Genomic DNA, 22,729 nt, shown 5'->3' on the forward strand with positions numbered 1-22,729 from the left:
GCTATTCCGCGGCCTGCGCCATTGCGGGCGCGACTTTGCGATCAGCGAGAATGACGTCGGCCGCCTTCTCGCCGATCATATAGACGGCGCTCACGATGAAGAATCCGGGAATGCGCGGGAACGCTGAAGCGTCGACGACGCGCAACCCTTTCGCGCCGCGCACGCGGAATTGCGAATCGAGAACGGCGTCGCGCGCGCCGTCGGGGCCGATCGCGCAAGTGCAGGACGCGTGATGGCCCCAGGATTGATAGCGAACGAAGTCACGAATCTGCGCGTCGCTCGTCACGTCCATGCCGGGAGCCTCCTCCTCCTCGACGATGCCGGTCTCGATCAGGGGGCGGGTGAGATCGCGCACGAACTTCACGCCCTCGACCACCGATTCGAGATCCTCGTCGTGATCGGGCGTGCCTTCGACGAAGTAGCGGAAATTGATGTCCGGGCGCTCGAGCGGGTTGGTGGATTTCAGCTTCACATAGCCCGCGCGATTATTGGTGTGCGCCTTGAGCACGGCCCAGGTCAGATAATTGAGCTTCTCGACGATCCGCTTGGAATAGTCGGGCTCATAGCCGCGGAAATCGGCGAGCACGGCGAAGCAGAAGAGATCCGGCAAAGGCCGCTCGCGCGCAGAGCGGCGGATGACGGCGAGCACGGCGCCATTGGTGCCATAGACGGAGCCGGTGTAGTCGTTCTTCGTCCGCAGCCAATCGGCATATTGAGGGTCGGTGTTCTTATATTTCGCGCCCTTCAATATGCTCCAATCCTGCTTGACGCGATTGACGACGCCGACCTCGTAGCGATCCTGTAGATTCTTGCCCACTCCCGGCAGGTCGATGCGCGTCGCAATGCCGAGCGGCTCCAGCTCCTCCCTCGCGCCGACGCCGGACAGCATCAGCAGCTGCGGCGTGTTGAAGGCGCCGCCGGCGAGAATGACCTCACGCGTCGCAAACACTGTTCGCGTCTCGCCCGGTTCGCCGCTCGGATCGAAATGCGCCTGATAGAGCTTCGCGCCCTTGCGATATTCGACGCCGATCGCGCGATTGTCGTCGTCGAACAGGATGCGCGTCGCCAGAGCGTCGAGCTCGATGGTCAGATTGTCGGGATATTTGTCACGCGTCTCGATCAGCCGCTCGCGCGTGCCGATGCGCTCGTGCTTGCGCGTGTTGAGCGGCGGGTAATGCAGGCCGAAGGCGTTGTCGCGCACGAGCCGCCAATCATTGGGGTCGCCCTTGCCGAACGCCCACCAGGCGAGACGCTTGATGAGGGAGGGGGACTCGCCGATGGCCTTGAGGATCGATCCGGTCAGCGCGGTGACGAGGTCGAAATCGTCCAGCGCCGCGGCCGGGACATTCTTCTCCGTATGCAGCCAGCCTCGCCAGCCGTGCCGTGTCGGATTGACGCCGAGCTTGGCCAGCAGGCGGAAGAAGAAGCGATGATTGCAATTCTCCAGTTTCTCGAAATAAAGGCGCATATTGTCCGCGCGCCAGGAGACGTCGCCGGTGAGCTCGGCGATATGGTCCCAATCGGCGTTGTGCGGATAGACCATGATCATCGCATTATGCGCCGTGCAGCCGCCCAGGCAGCCGGCGCGCGGATAGAGCACGCCGTCGACGCGCTCGCCGCGATAGGTCTCGCGATATTTGAGATCGCGCTTCTGCAGCGCGTCCTCGCCGTAATGGCGGACGAAGAAGTCCCATTGCATCGCTCGATTTTCGGTCGAGCAGGCATGGAACACCGGCACGCGATAATCGTCGGGGAGGCGCTCCTCGTTCGGATAGGCGGCGTCGCCTCCCGACATCGTCTTCGGATCGCCGCCCGCTTCGAGCACGAGCACCTTGCAGCCGGCTTCCGCGAGGCGCGCGGCCACCGTGCCGCCGCCGGCGCCCGAGCCGACCACCACATATTCGAAGCTCGCCTTGTCGCTGAGGTTCATGGTCGTTTCCCTTGTCCAACGCGCGGCCCGGGCCCCACAGGGGCGCGGGGCGAGAGCGTTATTCAATCCGGACGGATCGGATAACGCTCTGCATTCTTTCGCTCGAGCGAATTCTGATCGATGGAATAATTCCGTTCGATCGGAAAGCGCTCTGAGGCGTCACATGGTTTTCAAGAAAGCGATCAGCGCCTTTTTGTCGGCGTCGCTCAGGCCCGGCTCCTCGGCGAAATAATCGGTGCCGAAATAATGTCCGCGATTGGCGATGAAATCGGGACATTTGTTGAGCTCGAGCAGATCGCCGTAGGAGCTCGCGAAGGCGCGGCGCGCGTCGTCGTCGCTGGCGTTCGGCGGCAGCGACTTCAGCGCGATCTTGAGCTTGGCGAGAAGCTTGAGCACTTTCGCCTTGTGCAGCAGATCCTCGAGCGGATTGTCGCGCTTGTCGAGATCGAGATTGCCGATCAGCGCCACCGGCGTGCCTTTCGGAATGGGGCCGATGGCGACGCCGTTCTCATCGAAGAAATTGCCGAGGCGCAGCGCGTCGACGAGCCATTTCACATCCTCGCCGACATCGATGCCCGCTTGCAGCAGATTGGGCAGAAAACCCTTGGGCACGCGCAGATAGCTCGTCTCGGTGGTCACATCGACGGCGCCGCGCAATTTCTTGCCCGAGGCGGTCACATAGTCGATGTCGTGCTGGCCGTAGGTTTCATATTTGGTGATGCGCTTTTCCGGCCACAGCAGCTGCTCGATGGAGCTGTCGAAGGATTTCAGCCGCGCGTCCACGGAGGGACTCTCCTGAAAAGCGCCGAGGCTGTTGTTGACGAGGAATGGCGCGGTCGACCACAGGCTGACGAGCGATGGAGGACGCGTGTAGCCGCGCCCGCCCGCGGGCATCGCATAGGAGCGCGGCGCGCCGGTGTAGGGATCATGCACGGTGATCGTTCCGACCGACGGCAGCTCCTTGTAGGAGCTCGAGGAGAAATCGTTCCAGATGTTGTTCTTGATCGCATTGGTGGCGAGCGGGCTGCAGGCGTTGGTCTCGAGCAGGCTCACGGGAACGCGAAGATCGGTCGACAGGAAGTTGTCGGTGAGAAAATCGCCGCTCTTGGCGATCGCCTTGGCCTCCTGCTTGAACGCATCGGTTTTCGTATAAGCCCAATATTTGTTCCAGCAGGAGAGATAATCCTTGCCGACGCAGCCCTCCTTCGGGAAGAGTTCGAAGGTCTTTTCCGGCAGCTTGCTCGAATGGCAGCGCAGGCAGCGTTCGCCGAAAACTTCCTTGCCGCGATCGAGCGTCGCCGCATCCCAAGTGAGATGATTGGCGCCGGCGGGCGCGTTCTTCAGATAGTCCGGCTTTGCCGTCGCAAGGAAGAACAGCGCCGTATTGGGCGTCTGCGCCTCATTGGCCTGCCAATAGGTCGAGTTGGCGCGGCCAGTTGCGATCGGAATGGCGCTGATCGGTTTGCCGCCGACGATCGCGTTGAAATGCTCGAGCCATTCCTCGCTGAACAGGCCGATATTGACATAGACGCGGTTGAACGAGCCGAGCGCGCCGGCGGAATCCGAGCCGTCCTTCAGGACATGGGGGGTGAACGCCTGATCGGGGGCCTTGAAGAATTGCGTCAGCGGCGATTGCGCTGGAACATATTCGGTGAATTGCTTGTTGAGCTGCTCGCCGCCGGTGAGCTTCTCGCGGCCGAGCTTCAGCCCGAGCGCGAGACGGGGGCCGAGCTGATAGATCGCGTTCATCGTGCGCGGATTCATGATGTAGTCGGTCGACAGCAGCGAGGTGTCGAGCGCGCCCGGTCGCGACACATGAAAATATTGCCAGGCGAAATCCTTCGGATCGGCGGCATAGGTGAAGATGCGATCCCACCAGAAATATTGCGCGCCGGGATTGGAGTTGAGATTCTCCCATTTGGGATGCTCGGGATCGGCCGGCGGATTGGTCGGATTTGGGCCGACATGGCAGAAGCCGCAGGACATTCCGACGCGATAGGGACGAATGAGATCTTTGTCGTTGTAATAGGACGGGTCGGTGTAGAAGCGGACCGGGTCCCATTTTCTCTCGGCCTCGTCGTCGAAATCGGGATTGGGAAACAATCGCAATCCGACGATGCCGGTCGCATAGCCGTAATAGGAGCCGACCGGAAAGGCCTCGCTGCGGCCGCGCGCGCCGAATTTGACGCCCGGATATTTCGTCTCGTCTTCATAAGGGTCGGCAGGACAGCTCGGGTCGCGCGTGTCGAGCCAGAGTCCGAAGCGGTCGGCGCGCGGTCCGGTCGCCTTCTCGAAGCAGGGCTCGTTGACGAGACCCAGATAGGACCAGCGATTGTCGCGGCTGAATTTGGTGAGGCTCGGATGGCTCGACAAGGTCTTGAGGAAGTCGAGCTGACCGAATGACTTCTGATTCATGATGTTCCACAGACGGTCGTTGCCGGCCGTCCAGACCACCCAATTGTTGCGCCCCACGACCGCCGCTTTGCGCGCGTCCTCGGGCGTTATTCCGGGAAGATAGGGGTCGAGCGCTTTCGCGAGCTCCTCGGGGCGCTTGGTGGCGCCGTAATCCATATTGACGAAATAATCGTCGTCGGCGCCGGGAAGCGACTCGGCCGTGCGTCCGACGCACATGGCTTCGTCCTTTATTTTTCCGGCGCCCGATCCGCAATCCTCGGCCGCTCTCGCGGCGCTCGCTCCCAAGGCGCCGATCATGGCGGCGCCGAGCAAGCTCCTCAGCAATTTCTCGAGCATCGGTTCCTCCCGATTGATGAATGCTCAGATTCGCGCGGATCCACCGCTCGGATCGCGCGCGGCAATCGATTGTTCGCGTCTCTCGCGTCAGGCTTTCAGCGCGGATCGCCGTCCGAACCAATGGATCAGGGCGCGGATGATGAAGAGTAGCAGGAGCGCGCCGATCGCGATCTGCACCAGAGGGCGCATGAAGAAACGGACGACGTAAGGTCCAGTGGCGCCGGCGGGCTGCGGCTTGGGAGGCCAGGCCTCGGCGAGATAGGGAAATTCCGTCGTCAACGGCTTGTCGTTCACGGTCGAGCGTGGCCATTGCATCGTGTCGATGAAGGCGTTTTCCTGCAGCGGACAATCACCCTGCGCGCAGGTCAGCCGCGCCACATCATCCTCGAGACGGCGGCCATTGGGAAAGCCCGGCGGACGCGTGCGCGTGAAGATCATCACATCCGGCACGGCGTCGTAATGGCGAATGAGAAAGCCGCTCAGCTGATTGAGATTGGCGAGCGGCGGCAGCCACTGGGCGAGAAAGGCTTGAACCTTGCCCCGCGGCTCGGCCTTCTCCTTGATCTCGGCGACATGCTGGCTCGGCGGAATTTTATTCAATATCTCGAAACGGCCGAGCTGCGTGCGATTGGAGCGGCCGACATGATCGATTTGCTCGCCACCGTCGACGCGATTGCTCGTCGCCCAGAGGACAAAGCTCTCCGCATGCTCGGGAAAAGAGGCTTGCGGAATGCTGAACGCCATGGTGATGACATTCACGCCGAAAAATTTGGGAAAAATGAAGGGATCGTCGCGCACGCCGGAAAACACTCGGATGCTCTGCGCATCGCCCAATCCTTTGAAGGATGTCTCCTTCACCTTGGCGTCATTGTCGAGACGGATGCGGATGGTCGCGTCCGGCGCTATGCCTTCCGGCGCGTCGATGGTTCCGCCGTAGCGGGCGAGGTCCTCCGCCCTGTCGAAGCGCAGCTTCGTGTGAAAATCCATATGGATGTTATATTCGAAGGGCTCGAGATTATAGGGCGGCGGACCGACGAGCGAGCGACGCACGTCCAGGATCGCCACATACTGATCGCCTTCGGGAAAGAAGAAGAGGCCGGTGATATTGGCTTCCTGCTCGTCTTCCGCGAGCCACATCGGATCGGCATGATCGGAAGCCCGGCCGGCAGACGGGAGTAGAAGCGCGGTGATCAGCGCCAACGCATTGAGCAACGATCGAGCCGAAGGACGCGACGTCATCGGAACCTCACATTCTGAAACAAAATATCGCCCGCGCGGCGGAAGGACGAAACCAATGTCCGATGCGCTGCGAAGGCGTCCGCGAGACAAAAGCAACCAATTGCGCGAAGGATAAGGTCGTCTCATATTTTTGGCAAGACAGCGCCCCAAAAAAAGCGGCGCGCGACGACGCGCGGGACGATCACAATTGAAGGAATTGGCGATATGCGACGCATGACGGCGCTTCTCTTCCTCGTCGTTTCGAGCCTGGCCGCCATCACGGCGGCGGGGGAGCCGTCGACGCCGGCCAATGACGAAGAGCCGCTCGAGCGTCTGCCGCGCGGCGCCGCGCGGGTCGGCGACGCGCTGCGCGCGCGGTCGATGGATTCGTCGAGCGCGCTGCGGCTCGCGCGCAAATATGTGCGGCTAGGCGCGGAGGAAGCCGATCCGCGCTATTTTGGTTATGCCGCGGCCGCGCTCGCGCCCATATGGCGCCTCGCCGCGCCGCCGGCGGAAGCGCGCCTGCTGCGCGCCATGATCTTGCAGAACCGGCATGATTTCGATGGCGCGCGCGCTGATCTCGACGCGGTCTTCGCGGTCGATCCCGGCAATCTGCAGGCATGGCTCATGCGCGCGTCGATCTCCAAGCTGCAGGGACGGTTCGACGACGCACGGGCGAGCTGCGCGCCGCTGGTCGCGGCGAAAGATCCTCTGCTCGCCGTCGGTTGCGTGAGCGATGTGGCGAGCGTCGACGGCGCGGTGGACGAAGCGGCGGACGCGCTCGAGCGTGTGCTCGAAGAGCGGGCGTCGGCGCCGGCGGAACGGAGACGATGGGCGCTCACTCTGCTTGCCGAGATCGCGGCGCGGCGTGGTCGATCGGACCACGCCGAGCGCCGCTTCACCGAGGCTCTGCAGATCGCGAAGCCTTCGGCCTATCTGCTCGCGGCCTATGCGGATTTCCTGTTGGATGAAGCGCGTTTCGCCGATGCCTCGGCGCTGCTCGCCGAGGCGACCCGCATGGATGCGGCGCTGCTGCGTCTCGCGCTCGCCGAGCGGCGCCTCGGCTCGCCGCGTCTGCGCGAGCATATCGTCGAGCTCTCCGAGCGCTTCGCCGCAGGACGGCGCCGCGGGGAGGCGCTGCATCTCGGGGACGAAGCGCGCTTCGCTTTGTATCTGGCGGGCGATCGCGCCGAGGCGCTGCGTCTCGCGCAAACCAATTGGCGGGTTCAGCGCGCGCCGTCGGACGCACGCATATTGCTCGAAGCGGCGAGCGCGAGCGATGCGGACGAGAGCGCGCGCGAGGCGCGCGCATTTCTTCTGCGCGCAGGATGGGACGAGTCCCGTCTCGCGCGAGTCGTCGAGGCTGCGCGCGCCGCCGCCGCGCCAATCGCCGGTCGATGATCCGCGCGCCGAATGTTCGTGCTTGCCAAAGCGCGTGCGCGGGTAGAGGATGAGCCTTCCATGCCGCCTCGCTTCGCGGCAACGGGAATTGTTCGAGCGCGAGTTTTTTTGAGCGGGCGTCGCCGATGACACGCACAGCCATTCGCGAGAAGAAGATATTATTGTTCGCCGACGGCACCGGCAACGCCGTCACGACGCAGGAGTCCAATGTCTGGCGCATCTATCGCGCGCTCGACACCTCGGCGCGAAATCAGATCGCTTATTATATTCCCGGCGTCGGCACTTCCGAGTTCAAGCCATGGGCGATGCTCGACGGCGCGACGGGCATAGGCGTGCCGGCCAATGTGTTGAAGCTCTATCGCTTCCTCAGCTGGAATTATGCGCCGGGCGACGAGATCTATATGTTCGGCTTCAGCCGCGGCGCCTTCACGATCCGCGTGCTGATCGACCTTATCTATCGCGAGGGGCTGCAGCCGAACGAGACCGAGAACGGCGCCGTGTCCTCGGCGGTGATGCGTCGCAATGCGAAGGCGGCGTGGCGCTCCTATCAGCGAAACGACGACAGCCGTTTGAAGAATGTGTGGGTGTGGTTGCGCCGGCTCGGGCGCCGGAGCAATGCGGCGCCGAAGGGCGAGGCGATAAGAATCGCCTTCGTCGGCCTGTTCGACACGGTCGAGGCCTATGGCGTGCCGATCGAGGAGCTGCGCGAGGCGATCAACACATTCGTCGTTCCGATCTCCTTCGGCATGGATCGCGCGATCGCGCCGAGCGCGACCTATGTGCGTCATGCGCTCGCGCTCGACGACGAGCGCACTTCGTTCCATCCGATCCGGATCGACCAGCGCGGACGACAAAGGGACGGACGCGACCCCGAGATCGACGAGGTGTGGTTCGCCGGCGTGCATTCGAACATCGGCGGCGGCTATGCCGATGATTCCGTAGCGCATACGCCGCTCGTCTGGATGCTCGAGGAGGCGGAGCGTCTCGCGCCGGACGATCCGGTGGCGAGAGGTCCGGCGTTGCGGACGGGCGCGCTCGAGGCGTTTCGCGAAACCGCGTCGTCGTTCGCGCCGCTCGCCGATTCACGCGCGGGGCTCGCCTCCCTCTATCGCTATGATCCGCGCTCATTGGCGCCGACGCCGATGTGGGATTTCGGCCCGACGATCGTTCATCACTCGGTCGCCGAGCGCATGGCGGAACGATCGTGCAATTATGCTCCGGTCGTCCTGCCGGCGGACGCGGTGTTTCTGACGCCGGACCGCGCTCTGCTGGCGCGGGGGGAGAGGCGCTGGGCGGCGCTCGACGCCACGCGGCCGTCGCCGCCGCCGATCGAAGCGGGCGCGCTCGCGCAGATGCAGCGGCGCGCCGAGGCCGCGGTCGCCGCTCTGCTCGGTCCCGCCGACGCCACGCTCGAGCTCGCGCGCGATCACATCTGGCGGCGGCGCGTCAATTATTTCGCGCTGGTCGGCGCATTGGCGGCGCTGTTGCTGCTGCCGGCGACCGGCGACCTCCTGGATAATCTGATCGCCTTCGGCGAGGGCGGAGCTTCGTCGAGCGCGGTCGCGCCGGCGAGCGTCCTCGAGATCGCGGGGCGGGTCGGCGACGGCCTCGTCAGCGCGTTGAAGGGCGTCGCCGAGCTGCTGCTCTCGGTGACGCCCTCTTATCTCGCGCCCTTCCTGCGCGCGATCTTCGCGCATCCTTGGATCGGCGGGGCGCTCATCGTCCTGCTGCTGTGGCTGTGGCGGCGAGCCGGCGCTCTGGCGGAGAGCATTCACGATCTGGCGCAGCGCGGCTGGGTCGAGGGCGCGCCGCCGCCGCCCGAGGCGCGGACCAATTCTCTCGTGCGCATGCTGCGCAAGAGTCCTGTGTCGGCGTTTTTGCATCGGCAGTCGCGCGCTTGGGGCGCGCCGGCGCTGTTCTCCGTCGCGATCTTCGGCGTGGCGCTCGCCGGCGCGAGCCGGCTCTGGTTCAACGCGCTGGTCGGCGCGGGTCTCGTCTGCTGGTCGACGCCGCCCGAGCGGCTGCAATGGATCGGAGCGGGGGCGGCTGTGGCCAAGCCCGGCTATTCGAAAGCGCATCCGGACGGCTTCGCCACCAATAATCCCTGCTGGGCGAGCGGGCTCGCGGTGGAGCGCGGCGCCGCCTATCGGCTGACGCTCGAGGTGGGGCCGCTGGACGATCCCTGGCTCGATCGAACGATTCTGACCGATGTCCAGGGCTTCGACAGTCCGAGCGCCTCGTTTCTTCTGGCCACGGCGTTTCGGCGCTGGCCGGACGCCGCCTGGCACCGGCCCATTGCGCGCATCGGCGCGCGGGGCGCCGAGGAGTGGCCGCTGGCGCCGGCGACGCGCGACCTGCCGCTGTCGCCGCATGAGGGCAAATGCACCGGCCTGCCGCGCGATTTCGCCGCGACGCCCGAGCACGCGGCCTATTGCGCGAGCGACGCCGAGCCGGCGGGCTGCCGCGCTCTGGGCGAGCGGCTGAAGCCCGGCGAGGCGTTGCCGCGCGCAGAGATCGGCGCGGCGCAGGCGGCCTGGGAGGCGCGCGACTTCACCTTCGCCGGCGGCGCCTGCCGCTCGGTCTATCCGAGGCGCGCGCTCGTTTCCGATTTCGTCGCCGAGCAGACCGGCGAGCTGTTTCTCTTCGTCAATGACGTGGCGTTCTTTCCCTGGGGGCAGACGCCGCAGAGCTTCTACACCGACAATACCGGAACGGCGACGGTCACGCTCGAGCGGCGGTCCTGACGCGTGGGCGGAGCGTGGCCCGGAAATTTTCGTCCCGGAGGGGATTTTTCGCTTGCACTTTGCGCTTGCGAGAGAATCTTTGGAAAAACTCCTTGGCAAAGCTGGCCAGGGTCGTTAAATAGCCCATTCAGGGGTCGGCCTGCGTTCGCGACCCCGCTTTCAAAAAGAGCTTCCGCCGAGCCGAGCTTCCTGATCGAGAGAGCATGGCGAGGCGGTGGATAGGCCGGCGGGCCCGGGGAAATTTCCTCGCGTCCCGTCCGGCCATGTCCTGTCCGAGACTGCCGGCGCTCACTTTCGGGGCTCGTCCCCGGAGAGCTCAATCGGCTCGGGCGAGAGGGGCCTCCCTTCCTCGCGCGAGCGGCCTGCATAGACGGGGAAGACCGGAATTGTAGGGCCGGCGGGCCGCTTTGCAAAGCGGCCTCTGCGCGGTCTTTCGAATTTGGTTGGCGCCCCTCTGATCCGAAGCGCGGCCTAGAGACCGCGCCCAGGGGACAGGATCTACGGGGTCGTTGCTCCGCCGCGCCCGCGGAGGAGCGCGGCTTTTCGCAACCGGCGGGGCCCTGCGGCCCCGCTCGAGGAGAGAGCAACCGTGGACAGAGCGGAGAAGAAGCAAGCCGTTGCGGCGCTGAACGAGGTCTTCTCGAAGACCCCGGTCGTCGTCGTGGCGCATTACTCCGGCCTGACCGTCGCCCAGATGCAGAAGCTGCGCAAGCAGGCTCGCGAATCTGGCGCCAGCGTTCAGGTCGCCAAGAACCGCCTCGCCAAAATCGCTCTCGACGGCACGAGCGTCGCCTCCATCGGCTCCCTCATGAAGGGACCGACCCTGATCGCCTATTCGGACGATCCGGTGGCGGCGCCCAAGGTCGCCGCGGCCTTCGCCAAGGATCACGACAAATTCGTCATCCTCGGCGGCGCGCTCGGCGCCACCGCGCTCGACGTGGACGGTGTGAAGTCGCTCGCGACTCTGCCGTCGCTCGACGAGCTGCGCGGCAAGCTCGTGGGCCTCATCCAGGCGCCCGCGACCAAGCTGGCCCAGCTCACGACGGCTCCGGCCGGCAAGCTGGCGCGCGTGGTTCAAGCCTATGCCGACAGAGACGCGAATGCGGCCTGATAGGCGGCTCGCACAACCAACCAACTAAATTCGAAGGACTGAACACCCATGGCCAATCTGGAAAAGATCGTCGAGGACCTGTCGGCTCTCACCGTGCTCGAGGCCGCCGAGCTGGCGAAGATGCTCGAGGAGAAGTGGGGCGTGTCGGCTGCTGCGGCGGTCGCGGTCGCCGCCGCTCCGGGCGCCGGCGGCGCCGCTGCGGCTCCCGTCGAGGAGAAGACCGAGTTCAACGTCATTCTGGCCGCCGCCGGCGACAAGAAGATCGAGGTCATCAAGGAGGTCCGCGCGATCACCGGCCTCGGCCTCAAGGAAGCCAAGGACCTCGTCGAAGGCGCGCCGAAGCCGGTCAAGGAAGGCGTCGGCAAGGACGAGGCCGAGAAGATCAAGGCGACCCTCGAGAAGGTCGGCGCCAAGGTCGAGCTCAAGTAAGAACGACACCGCCCTCTCCCGCCTCGAGCGGGAGAGGGTTTTCGACACGAGGATGATCAGGAGCGGATGGCGAATGGCGAATAGCGAATAGGGCGGTCCCACTATTCGCTATTCGCAACTCGCTATTCGCTGTCACCTAAGAGGAATCGAGAGGCGACATGGCTCAGACGTCGGCGCAGACTTTCTCCGGTCGCAAGCGTGTCCGCAAATTCTTCGGACATATTCGCGAAGCCGCGGAGATGCCCAATCTGATCGAAGTGCAAAAGGCCTCCTACGACCAATTTCTCCTCGTCGACGAGCCGCAGGGCGGGCGTCCCGACGAGGGGCTGCAGTCGGTGTTCAAATCCGTCTTCCCGATCTCCGACTTCTCGCAGGTCTCGCTGCTCGAATTCGTGCGCTACGAGTTCGAGCCGCCGAAATATGACGTCGACGAGTGCCGACAGCGCGGCATGACCTTCGCCGCGCCGCTGAAAGTGACGCTGCGCCTCATCGTGTTCGACGTCGATCCCGACACGCAGGCGAAGTCGGTCAAGGACATCAAGGAGCAGGACGTCTATATGGGCGACATGCCCTTCATGACGGCGAACGGCACCTTCATCGTCAATGGCACCGAGCGCGTCATCGTCTCGCAGATGCACCGCTCGCCGGGCGTGTTCTTCGATCACGACAAGGGCAAGAGCCACTCTTCCGGCAAGCTGCTGTTCGCGGCGCGCATCATTCCCTATCGCGGCTCCTGGCTCGACATCGAGTTCGACGCCAAGGACATCGTCTATGCGCGCATCGACCGTCGCCGCAAGATTCCGGTGACGTCGCTGCTGTTCGCGCTCGGTCTCGACGGCGAGGAGATTCTCTCCACCTTCTACAAGACCGTCGTCTACAAGGCCTCCGGCGACAGCTGGCGCCAGCCTTTCGATCCCGAGCGCCTGAAGGGCGTGAAGGCGGTCAACGACATCGTCGACGCGGATTCGGGCGAGGTGCTGGTCGAGGCCGGCAAGAAGCTCACCGTGCGCGCCGCGCGCCAGCTCGCCGAGAAGGGCGTGAAGGCGATCAAGGTGCAGTCCGAGGATCTCTACGGCCAATATCTGGCGCAGGACCTCTATGATCCGTCGACGGGCGAGATCTTCGCCGAGGCGGGCGATGAGATCACCATCAAGACCCTGCCCATGCTGGTCGAGAAGGGCTTCGACGAGCTGCCCATTCTCGACATCGACCACATCAACATCGGTCCCTATATCCGCAACACGCTGGCGATCGACAAGAACTCCTCGCGCGAGGACGCCTTGTTCGACATCTATCGAGTGATGCGTCCGGGCGAGCCGCCGACGATGGACACCGCCGAGGCGATGTTCCATTCGCTGTTCTTCGATTCGGAGCGCTACGACCTCTCGGCGGTCGGCCGCGTGAAGATGAATATGCGCCTCGATCTCGACGCGCCGGACACGATGCGCGTGCTGCGCCGCGAGGACATCGTGGCGGTGGTGCGCGCGCTCGTCGATCTGCGCGACGGCCGCGGCGAGATCGACGACATCGACCATCTCGGCAATCGGCGCGTCCGCAGCGTCGGCGAGCTGATGGAGAATCAGTATCGTCTCGGCCTGCTGCGCATGGAGCGCGCGATCAAGGAGCGCATGTCCTCGGTCGACATCGACACGGTGATGCCGCAGGATCTCATCAACGCCAAGCCGGCGGCGGCGGCGGTGCGCGAGTTCTTCGGCTCGTCGCAGCTGTCGCAGTTCATGGACCAGACCAATCCGCTGTCGGAGATCACCCATAAGCGCCGCCTCTCGGCGCTCGGCCCGGGCGGCCTGACGCGTGAGCGCGCCGGCTTCGAGGTTCGCGACGTGCATCCGACGCATTACGGCCGCATCTGCCCGATCGAGACGCCGGAGGGGCCGAACATCGGCCTCATCAACTCGCTCGCGACTTTTGCGCGCGTCAACAAATATGGCTTCATCGAGGGGCCGTATCGGCGCGTGCGCGACGGCAAGGTGACCGACGAGGTCGCCTATCTGTCGGCGATGGAAGAGCAGAAATATCACGTCGCGCAGGCCAATGCGCCGATCGACGCCGAGGGCAATCTCACCGAGGATCTGGTGCTGTGCCGTCACGCCGGCGATGTCGTGCTGGTCCCGCGCGAGCGCGTCGACGCCATGGACGTGTCGCCCAAGCAGCTCGTCTCCGTGGCCGCGGCGCTCATTCCGTTCCTCGAGAATGACGACGCCAACCGCGCGCTGATGGGCTCCAACATGCAGCGCCAGGCGGTGCCGCTGGTGAAGGCCGACGCGCCTTTCGTCGGCACCGGCATGGAGCCGATCGTCGCCGCCGACTCGGGCGCCGCCATCGCGGCGCGCCGCACCGGCGTCGTCGACCAGATCGACGCGACCCGTATCGTCGTCCGCGCCACCGAGGAGCAGGACCCGGCCAAGCCCGGCGTCGACATCTATCGGCTGATGAAGTTCCAGCGCTCGAACCAGTCGACTTGCATCAATCAGAAACCGCTGGTGAAGGTCGGCGACTTCGTGCGCAAAGGCGACATCATCGCCGACGGTCCGTCGACCGACATGGGCGATCTCGCGCTCGGCCGCAATGTGCTCGTCGCCTTCATGCCCTGGAACGGCTATAACTTCGAGGACTCGATCCTCCTCAACGAGCGCATCGTGAAGGAGGATGTGTTCACCTCCATCCACATCGACGAGTTCGAGGTGATGGCCCGCGACACCAAGCTCGGGCCGGAGGAGATCACGCGCGACATTCCCAACGTCTCGGAAGAGACGCTGAAGAATCTCGACGAGGCGGGCATCGTCTATATCGGCGCGGAAGTGCAGGCCGGCGACATTCTCGTCGGCAAGATCACGCCCAAGGGCGAGAGCCCGATGACGCCGGAGGAGAAGCTCCTGCGCGCCATCTTCGGCGAGAAGGCGTCGGACGTGCGCGACACGTCGCTGCGCGTGCCGCCGGGCGTGCAGGGCACGATCGTCGAGGTGCGCGTGTTCAACCGCCACGGCGTCGAGAAGGACGAGCGCGCCCAGGCGATCGAGCGCGAGGAGATCGAGCGTCTCGCCAAGGACCGCGACGACGAGCTCGCCATCCTCGACCGCAACGTCTATGCGCGTCTCCACGAGATGCTGCTCGGCAAGGTCGCCATCGCCGGGCCGAAGAGCTTCAAGAAGGATCAGCCGCTCACCCAGGCGATCCTCGACGAATATCCGCGCTCGCAATGGTGGACCTTCGTCGTCGAGGACGACAATCTGATGGCCGGCATCGAGGCCGTGCGCAAGCAATATGACGAGTCGAAGAAGGGTCTCGAGAACCGTTTCCTCGACAAGGTCGAGAAGCTGCAGCGCGGCGACGAGCTGCCGCCCGGCGTGATGAAGATGGTCAAGGTCTTCGTCGCGGTGAAGCGCAAGATTCAGCCCGGCGACAAGATGGCCGGCCGTCACGGCAACAAGGGCGTGGTCTCGCGCATCGTGCCGCAGGAGGACATGCCCTTCCTCGAGGACGGAACGCCGGTCGACATCGTGCTGAACCCGCTCGGCGTGCCGAGCCGCATGAATGTCGGCCAGATTCTCGAGACCCATCTCGGCTGGGCCTGCGCCGGTCTCGGCAAGCAGGTGAGCGCCGCGGTGGACGCCTATATGCGCACCAAGAATGCGGCGCCGCTCAAGGAGAAGCTCGTCGAGATCTATGGTCCGAACGAATCTCTCGAAAGCCTCGACGAGCCGACGCTGCTCGAGGTCGGCAAGAATCTGCGCCGCGGCGTGCCGATCGCGACGCCGGTCTTCGACGGCGCGCGCGAGAAGGACATCTGCGACATGCTCGGTCGCGCCGGCTTGGCGTCGTCCGGGCAGGTGACGCTGTTCGACGGCCGCACGGGCGAGCCCTTCGACCGCAAGGTCACGGTCGGCTATATCTATATCCTGAAGCTTCACCATCTCGTCGACGACAAGATCCACGCACGCTCGATCGGCCCCTATTCGCTGGTCACGCAGCAGCCGCTCGGCGGCAAGGCGCAGTTCGGCGGCCAGCGCTTCGGCGAGATGGAGGTGTGGGCGCTCGAGGCCTATGGCGCGGCCTACACGCTGCAGGAGATGCTGACGGTGAAATCGGACGACGTCGCCGGCCGCACCAAGGTCTATGAATCGATCGTGCGCGGCGACGACACCTTCGAATCGGGCATTCCGGAGAGCTTCAACGTGCTCATCAAGGAGATGCGGTCGCTGGCGCTCAATGTCGAGCTCACGACGGCCGAAGAGGGCGAGGACGAGGAGCAGCCGCCGGAGTCGACCGAGACGGCCGAGGCGGCGGAATAATTCCACGGACCGCCTTCTCCCGCTGTGCGGGAGAAGGCCGCCCTCGCCGAGCGTGAGGGCGGCGCCCTGCGCGAGAGGCCCGAAGGCCTCACCCGACCCGGCTGTCGCCGGGCCATCCTCTCACCTGCAATGCGGGAGAGGGGATGCGCATCAAGATCGTGGACGCAACGGACAGACAGAGCGAAGCCAGCACGCTGCTTTGTCCCGCGTCTCTAGGAGAAGACCATGAATCAGCAAGAGGTCATGAATCTCTTCAATCCGGTCGTCCAGCCGCAGGCGTTCGACCAGATTCAGATTTCGATCGCGAGCCCGGAAAAAATCCTCTCCTGGTCGTTCGGCGAGATCAAGAAGCCGGAGACGATCAACTACCGCACCTTCAAGCCGGAGCGCGACGGCCTGTTCTGCGCGCGCATCTTTGGTCCGATCAAGGACTACGAGTGCTTGTGCGGCAAGTACAAGCGCATGAAATACAAGGGCGTCATCTGCGAGAAATGCGGCGTCGAGGTCACGCTCGCACGCGTTCGGCGCGACCGCATGGGCCATATCTCGCTCGCCGCGCCCGTCGCGCATATCTGGTTCTTGAAGTCGCTGCCTTCGCGCATCGGCCTTCTGCTCGACATGACGCTGAAGGACCTCGAGCGCATCCTCTATTTCGAGTCCTACATCACCATCGATCCGGGCCTCACGCCTTTGAAGGAGCGCCAGCTCCTCACCGAGGATGAGTATCTGCGCGCCCAGGACGAATATGGGCAGGACAATTTCACCGCCATGATCGGCGCGGAGGCGATCCGCAAGCTGCTCGAGTCGATGGATCTCGAGGGCATCGCCGCGCGGCTGCGCCAGGAGATCGCCGAGGCGACGACCGAGCTGAAGCCCAAGAAGCTCGCCAAGCGCCTGAAGATCATCGAGGCCTTCATCCAGTCCGGCAACAAGCCGGAGTGGATGATCCTGAAGGAAATCCCGGTCATTCCGCCGGATCTGCGTCCGCTGGTGCCGCTCGACGGCGGCCGTTTCGCGACCTCGGATCTGAACGATCTCTACCGCCGCGTCATCAACCGCAACAACCGCCTGAAGCGGCTGATCGAGCTGCGCGCGCCGGACATCATCATCCGCAACGAGAAGCGCATGCTTCAGGAGGCGGTCGACGCTCTGTTCGACAACGGCCGCCGCGGCCGCGTCATCACCGGCGCCAACAAGCGCCCGCTGAAGTCGCTCGCCGATATGCTGAAGGGCAAGCAGGGCCGTTTCCGCCAGAATCTGCTCGGCAAGCGCGTCGATTATTCCGGCCGCTCGGTCATCGTCGTGGGCCCGGAGCTCAAGCTCCATCAATGCGGCCTGCCGAAGAAGATGGCGCTCGAGCTGTTCAAGCCCTTCATCTATTCGCGCCTCGACGCGAAGGGGCATTCGGCCACGGTGAAGCAGGCCAAGAAGCTGGTCGAGAAGGAGAAGCCGGAAGTTTGGGACATCCTCGACGAGGTGATCCGCGAGCATCCGGTGCTGCTCAACCGCGCGCCGACATTGCACCGTCTCGGCATTCAGGCCTTCGAGCCGGTGCTGATCGAGGGCAAGGCGATCCAGCTGCATCCGCTCGTCTGCGCGGCCTTCAACGCCGATTTCGACGGCGACCAGATGGCCGTGCATGTGCCGCTGTCGCTGGAGGCGCAGCTCGAAGCGCGCGTCCTGATGATGTCGACGAACAATATTCTGCATCCGGCCAATGGTCAGCCGATCATCGTGCCGTCGCAGGACATTGTTCTCGGCCTCTATTATCTGACGCTGGAGCGCGACGGCGAGCCGGGGCAGGGCATGGCGCTCGCCGATCAGGGCGAGATCGAGCACGCGATCGCCTCCAAGGCGATCACGTTGCACACCAAGATCAAAGGCCGCGCCTGGACCTATGACGAGAACGGCAAGCGCGTGCGGAAAATCTTCGACACGACGCCCGGGCGCCTGATCCTCGGCCAGCTGTTGCCCAAGAACCGCAAGATCCCCTTCGACGCAGCCAACAAGCTGATGACGAAGAAGGAGATCTCCAACATGATCGACACCGTCTACCGCAACTGCGGTCAGAAGGAGACGGTGATCTTCTGCGACCGCATCATGTCGCTCGGCTTCCGCGAGGCGTTCAAGGCCGGCATCTCCTTCGGCAAGGACGACATGGTCGTGCCGGAGACGAAGGAGCGCATCGTCGCCGAGACGCGCGCCGCCACCAAGGAATATGAGCAGCAGTACAACGACGGCCTCATCACGCAGGGCGAGAAATACAACAAGGTCGTCGACGCCTGGGCCAAGTGCACGGATAAGCTCGCCGAGGAGATGATGATTCGCATCTCCGCGGTGCGCAAGGACGAGCACGGCCGCGACATGCCGATCAACTCGATCTACATGATGTCGCATTCGGGCGCGCGCGGCTCGCCGGCGCAGATGAAGCAGCTCGCGGCGATGCGCGGCCTGATGGCCAAGCCGTCGGGCGAGATCATCGAGAGCCCGATCATCTCGAACTTCAAAGAGGGCCTCACCGTTCTCGAATACTTCAACTCGACGCACGGCTCCCGCAAGGGCTTGTCGGACACCGCGTTGAAGACCGCGAACTCGGGCTATCTCACGCGTCGCCTCGTCGACGTGGCGCAGGATTCGATCATCACCACGGTCGATTGCGGCTCCGACAAGGGCATCCGCATGCGGGCGATCATCGACGCCGGCCAGATCGTCGCGACGCTCGCCTCGCGCATTCTCGGCCGCACGACGGCGGAGGAGCTGCGTGACGCGGACGGCAATGTGATCGTGCCGGTCGGCGAGATGATCGAGGAGTGGCATATCGAGCGCATCAACGCCGCCGGCATTCAGGAGGTGAAGATCCGTTCGGTGCTGACCTGCGAGGCCAAGAACGGCGTTTGCGCGAAATGCTATGGACGCGATCTCGCGCGCGGCACGCCGGTCAACATGGGCGAGGCGGTCGGCGTCATCGCGGCGCAGTCGATCGGCGAGCCGGGCACCCAGCTCACCATGCGCACCTTCCACATCGGCGGCGCGGCGACGATCGCCGACCAGTCCTTCATGGAGTCGAACTTCGAAGGAACGGTCCATCTGCGCAACCGCCATGTGGCGCGCAACTCGGACGGCGATCTGATGGTGATGGCGCGCAATGTCGCGATCGTCATCGTCGGGCCGGACGGCGTCGAGCGCGCGGTCAATCGCGTGCAATATGGCGCGCGGCTCAAGGTCGACGACGGCGACAAGATCAAGCGCGGCCAGCGCATGGCGGAATGGGATCCCTACACGCGTCCCATCATCAGCGAGGTCGACGGCGTGATCGGCTTCGAGGACCTCGTCGAAGGCCAGTCGATGGCGGAGACGGCGGACGAATCCACCGGCATCACCAAGCGCATGGTCATGGACTATCGTCTCAACCTGCGCTCCGCGAGCCTGAAGCCGTCGATCGTCATCAAGACGGCGGACGGCAAGATCGCCAAGCTGCAGCGTGGCGGCGACGCCCGCTACACGCTGCCGGTCGACTCGATCATCGCGGTCGAGCCGGGCTCGACGATCAAGGCCGGCGACATCGTCGCGCGTATCTCGGTCGAGAGCGCCAAGACGCGCGACATCACCGGCGGTCTGCCGCGCGTCGCCGAGCTGTTCGAGGCGCGCCGTCCGAAGGATCACGCGATCATCGCCGAGATCTCCGGCACGGTGCAATTCGGCCGCGACTATAAGAACAAGCAGCGTCTCTCCATCGTCCCGCACGAGGAGGGGGCGGAGCCGGTCGAATATCTCATCCCCAAAGGCAAGCACATCCATCTTCAGGACGGCGACGTCGTGGAGAAGGGCGATTACATCGTCGACGGCAATCCGGCGCCGCACGACATTCTGGCGATCAAGGGCGTGGAGGAGCTCGCGGCTTATCTCGTCAACGAGATCCAGGAGGTCTACCGACTGCAGGGCGTCAACATCAACGACAAGCACATCGAGGTGATTGTTCGTCAGATGCTGCAGAAGGTCGACATCGTCGACGCCGGCGACACCGGCTTCCTCGATGGCGAGCAGGTGGATCAGACCGAGCTCGAGGAGGCGAACGCCCGGATGCTGGAAGAGGGCAAGAAGCTTGCGACGGGAACGCCGGTGCTGCTCGGCATCACCAAGGCGTCGCTGCAGACGCGTTCCTTCTTCTCGGCGGCCTCGTTCCAGGAGACGACGCGCGTGCTGACCGAAGCCGCGGTGAACGGCAAGGTCGATCCGCTGGTCGGCCTCAAGGAGAATGTGATCGTCGGCCGGCTCATTCCCGCCGGCACCGGCGCGGCGATGTCGAAGTTCCGCGGAATCGCCACGGGCCGCGACGATCTCATCATCACGCAGCGCCAGGCCGAGGCCGACGCACGGCCGACGCCGCAGCTTCCACCCGCCGCAGCGGAGTGATTGCCGCAATCAAAGAGCCGCCCAGCGATGGGCGGCTCTTTATTACGCCCGAGCCGCCATGCGATCGTCTCCAGGAGGCCCTCGATCATTGAAGGCCAGCCTGCCGCTCGAAGAAGCCTTGGTTCTCGAGAGCGCGACGCAACAAAGGCGCTAGCTCCAGCGACGCCTCTTCGGTGATGTGCCCAGTGTCATGCCAGATCGGCGCGCCGCCCGTTGTCGTCTGGCCGCACCGATCGTCACGACATAGGCCCGTGCGCAGAGGCGCGTAATAGAAGTTCGGGACCTCCCGCGCGGCGTCGAGCGCCAATCGGTCGAACTCTTTGTATGCGGCGACGACTGCCGATCGGGTCAGCGCGCAGGTTCTCGGTTCGACGGGACGCCAGGGGGTGATGAGACATTTTTCAGGCCGCTTGGCCGGCGAAACCGTGCTGTCGAGCAGAACCACCGACGCCCTTTTCTCGTTGATTGCCGTGGCGAACGACTTGATGAATTCGAAATACTGCGGCGTTTGGCGTTTATGGTCCCACAACGACTGTCCGATGAATACGATGTCGTTGGCCCGGACCTGCTCGGTCAGGTAACGGTAGCTCGCCTCCACATAATTTGGACAATTCACGAAAGAGCGCTCATCGGCCAATTTCGGCGGCACGAACGCGCAACCATATCCCATTGTCAGGTAGTGGATCTCATGATCGACGAAGGCGCCCCGCAGCGCTGACAGGTAGTTTCGGGCGAAGCTGTCGCCGACCAGGAACGCGTGCTTGCGCTCGCCGTCCCGGATCGCCAGACACTCACCGACATATTCGGCGCGAAAGATGTTTTCGACATGGCATTTTTCAATATACTTACCAGTCTCCCAATCCCTCCACCAAGTCTTCTGGAGGTGCTCGGGCGCAGGAAGCCCCAGTATTCTCCCGAGATACAGATCGCGGCCGAAAGGCCCCGCCAGCACGACCAGCAGCGCGCAGGCCGCTATCGACGCGACAACCCCGTAGCCGATCGACGCCGAGCGCCAGCGCGACCATTCCGACCTGCGAAGGGGACGTTCGATATAATGATGGGACATCCCGGCGATGAGAAAGATCAGGGCGAACTGGACGGCTGCGGCCCATCCATCGGCGCCGATCGTCTCGCGAGCGAGCCAGAACACTCCCCAGTGCCAAAGGTACAGCGAGTAGGAGATGAGACCGACGTAAACGATCTCCCGACGTGAGAAGATCGCGTAAGTGAATGTCCCGGGACAAAATCCTCTGATGAGCCCGGCCGTCGACAGGACCACCGCGATCGTCGCCGGGATGGCGGCGCGCGGCGGCGCGAGCAGCGCCAACAGCATCGCCGCCGCCATCATACCGGTCGGAATTCGCTGGATGAAACGTTCGAGGCGCGCGGAGTCGCGAAAAAAGAACATCAGCGCACCGGCGGAAAACTCCCAGAAGCGCGTCGGCGCCAGGAAATACGCCACTGGCCGATCGATACGATAGAGCACGACGAAGGCGATCAGAGACACGATGGCGAGTCCCAGGATCGCCTTCGGCGCGATGCGGGCGCCTCTCCCCCTGCCCGAGAACCAGACACAGAATGGATAGATCAGATAAATCTGCTCCTCCACGCCGAGCGACCATGTGTGAACGAAGCTGTTTTCCTCGATCGCTGAGCCGAAATAATCCGTCGCTTGCTGCAGCAGATAGAGGTTCGAGACGCCGAACAGCGCGGCTATTCCCGTGTTCAGCGACTCCCTCGGGGCCGGCTCCAGCGCGACCGTCGCAAGGCTCATCGCCAGGACGAACAGGATCAGGGCGGGCGCAAGGCGCTTGATCCGTCTCGTGTAGAAGCTCGAGAGAAAATCGCCGAGTCCGCTCTTGCTCTGCAAGGCAATCGACATTGTTATGACGTAACCAGATATTACAAAGAAGATATCGACGCCGAGATAGCCGCTGGGCAGCATGCTGTGATCAAAGTGGTTAATTATTACGGCAATAACGGCTGCGGCTCGCAGGCCGTCGATTTCTGGCCGGTGATTCATATCGAGCCTATCATGATCCATTTCTCAAATCCCTCAAAAAATTCAATTAATACGGTATAACTACTATGAAAGATAGCGGCTGCTAGAGAGAGTGTCAACCAGCGCATCCGTATGAGACTCGTGGCGACGGCGAGACCAGAGCGTTCGATGTCGTCGCCCTTCGGCTCGCGGACCGTCATCAAGACGAGAGCGCTATCCGATCCAATCGGATAGCGCTCTGGATCATGCGTCCCGCATGGGAGGAGCGGCCTCCCGCTGCGCGTGATCGGAGCGACCGGCTGGTCTATATTCGCGACGACGAACGAGGCTGGAACCGGCGGCGCGGTGGGCCGCGCGCCGGCTCATCCGGCGCGCCTCGTCGAGCGACCGGCGTCGGGGATGAAGGCGCGGCATGAGGAA

10 protein-coding genes are annotated in these 22,729 nt (G+C 64.0%); 6 read left to right on the forward strand and 4 right to left on the reverse strand.

The window, feature by feature from the left end:
• Position 1: 1 nt before the first annotated feature.
• From CQW49_RS17285 to CQW49_RS17295, 3 genes are all read right to left on the reverse strand, one after another.
• The gene (locus CQW49_RS17285; protein ID WP_003608439.1) at positions 2-1,930 is read right to left on the reverse strand and encodes a GMC family oxidoreductase; all 1,929 of its coding nucleotides are present in this window, start codon (positions 1,928-1,930) and stop codon (positions 2-4) included.
• 159 nt (positions 1,931-2,089) lie between these two features.
• On the reverse strand, positions 2,090-4,681 hold the full coding sequence (locus CQW49_RS17290) for a hypothetical protein (protein WP_003608436.1): 2,592 nt from the start codon (positions 4,679-4,681) through the stop codon (positions 2,090-2,092).
• A gap of 87 nt (positions 4,682-4,768) precedes the next feature.
• Positions 4,769-5,920: a hypothetical protein gene (locus tag CQW49_RS17295; RefSeq protein ID WP_003608434.1), complete on the reverse strand. Its 1,152-nt coding sequence runs from the start codon at positions 5,918-5,920 to the stop codon at positions 4,769-4,771.
• A 204-nt stretch (positions 5,921-6,124) separates the two neighbouring features.
• On the opposite strand from CQW49_RS17295, the gene CQW49_RS17300 reads away from it, so the two are divergent.
• The 6 genes from CQW49_RS17300 to rpoC all read left to right on the forward strand — a co-directional run bounded on the left by CQW49_RS17300 (position 6,125) and on the right by rpoC (position 20,307).
• The gene (locus CQW49_RS17300) at positions 6,125-7,300 is read left to right on the forward strand and encodes a tetratricopeptide repeat protein (protein WP_003608432.1); all 1,176 of its coding nucleotides are present in this window, start codon (positions 6,125-6,127) and stop codon (positions 7,298-7,300) included.
• 125 nt (positions 7,301-7,425) lie between these two features.
• Positions 7,426-10,044, forward strand: a complete 2,619-nt coding sequence (locus CQW49_RS17305; RefSeq protein ID WP_003608431.1) for a DUF2235 domain-containing protein — start codon at positions 7,426-7,428, stop codon at positions 10,042-10,044.
• A gap of 589 nt (positions 10,045-10,633) precedes the next feature.
• A complete protein-coding gene (gene rplJ / locus CQW49_RS17310; protein ID WP_003608429.1) occupies positions 10,634-11,155 on the forward strand; it encodes a 50S ribosomal protein L10 in 522 nt (173 codons plus the stop codon).
• A 48-nt stretch (positions 11,156-11,203) separates the two neighbouring features.
• Positions 11,204-11,584, forward strand: a complete 381-nt coding sequence (gene rplL, locus CQW49_RS17315) for a 50S ribosomal protein L7/L12 (protein WP_003608427.1) — start codon at positions 11,204-11,206, stop codon at positions 11,582-11,584.
• A gap of 158 nt (positions 11,585-11,742) precedes the next feature.
• The gene (rpoB, locus tag CQW49_RS17320) at positions 11,743-15,894 is read left to right on the forward strand and encodes a DNA-directed RNA polymerase subunit beta (protein WP_003608425.1); all 4,152 of its coding nucleotides are present in this window, start codon (positions 11,743-11,745) and stop codon (positions 15,892-15,894) included.
• 225 nt (positions 15,895-16,119) lie between these two features.
• Positions 16,120-20,307, forward strand: coding sequence for a DNA-directed RNA polymerase subunit beta' (rpoC, locus tag CQW49_RS17330; protein WP_003608423.1), 4,188 nt, complete (start codon positions 16,120-16,122; stop codon positions 20,305-20,307).
• Positions 20,308-20,392: 85 nt separating this feature from the next.
• Here the strand turns inward: rpoC and CQW49_RS17335 are convergent, their stop codons facing one another.
• Positions 20,393-22,351, reverse strand: a complete 1,959-nt coding sequence (locus CQW49_RS17335) for an acyltransferase family protein (protein ID WP_003608420.1) — start codon at positions 22,349-22,351, stop codon at positions 20,393-20,395.
• Positions 22,352-22,729 lie beyond the last annotated feature (378 nt).

The organism is Methylosinus trichosporium OB3b, from assembly GCF_002752655.1.
GTDB classification, from domain to species: domain Bacteria; phylum Pseudomonadota; class Alphaproteobacteria; order Rhizobiales; family Beijerinckiaceae; genus Methylosinus; species Methylosinus trichosporium.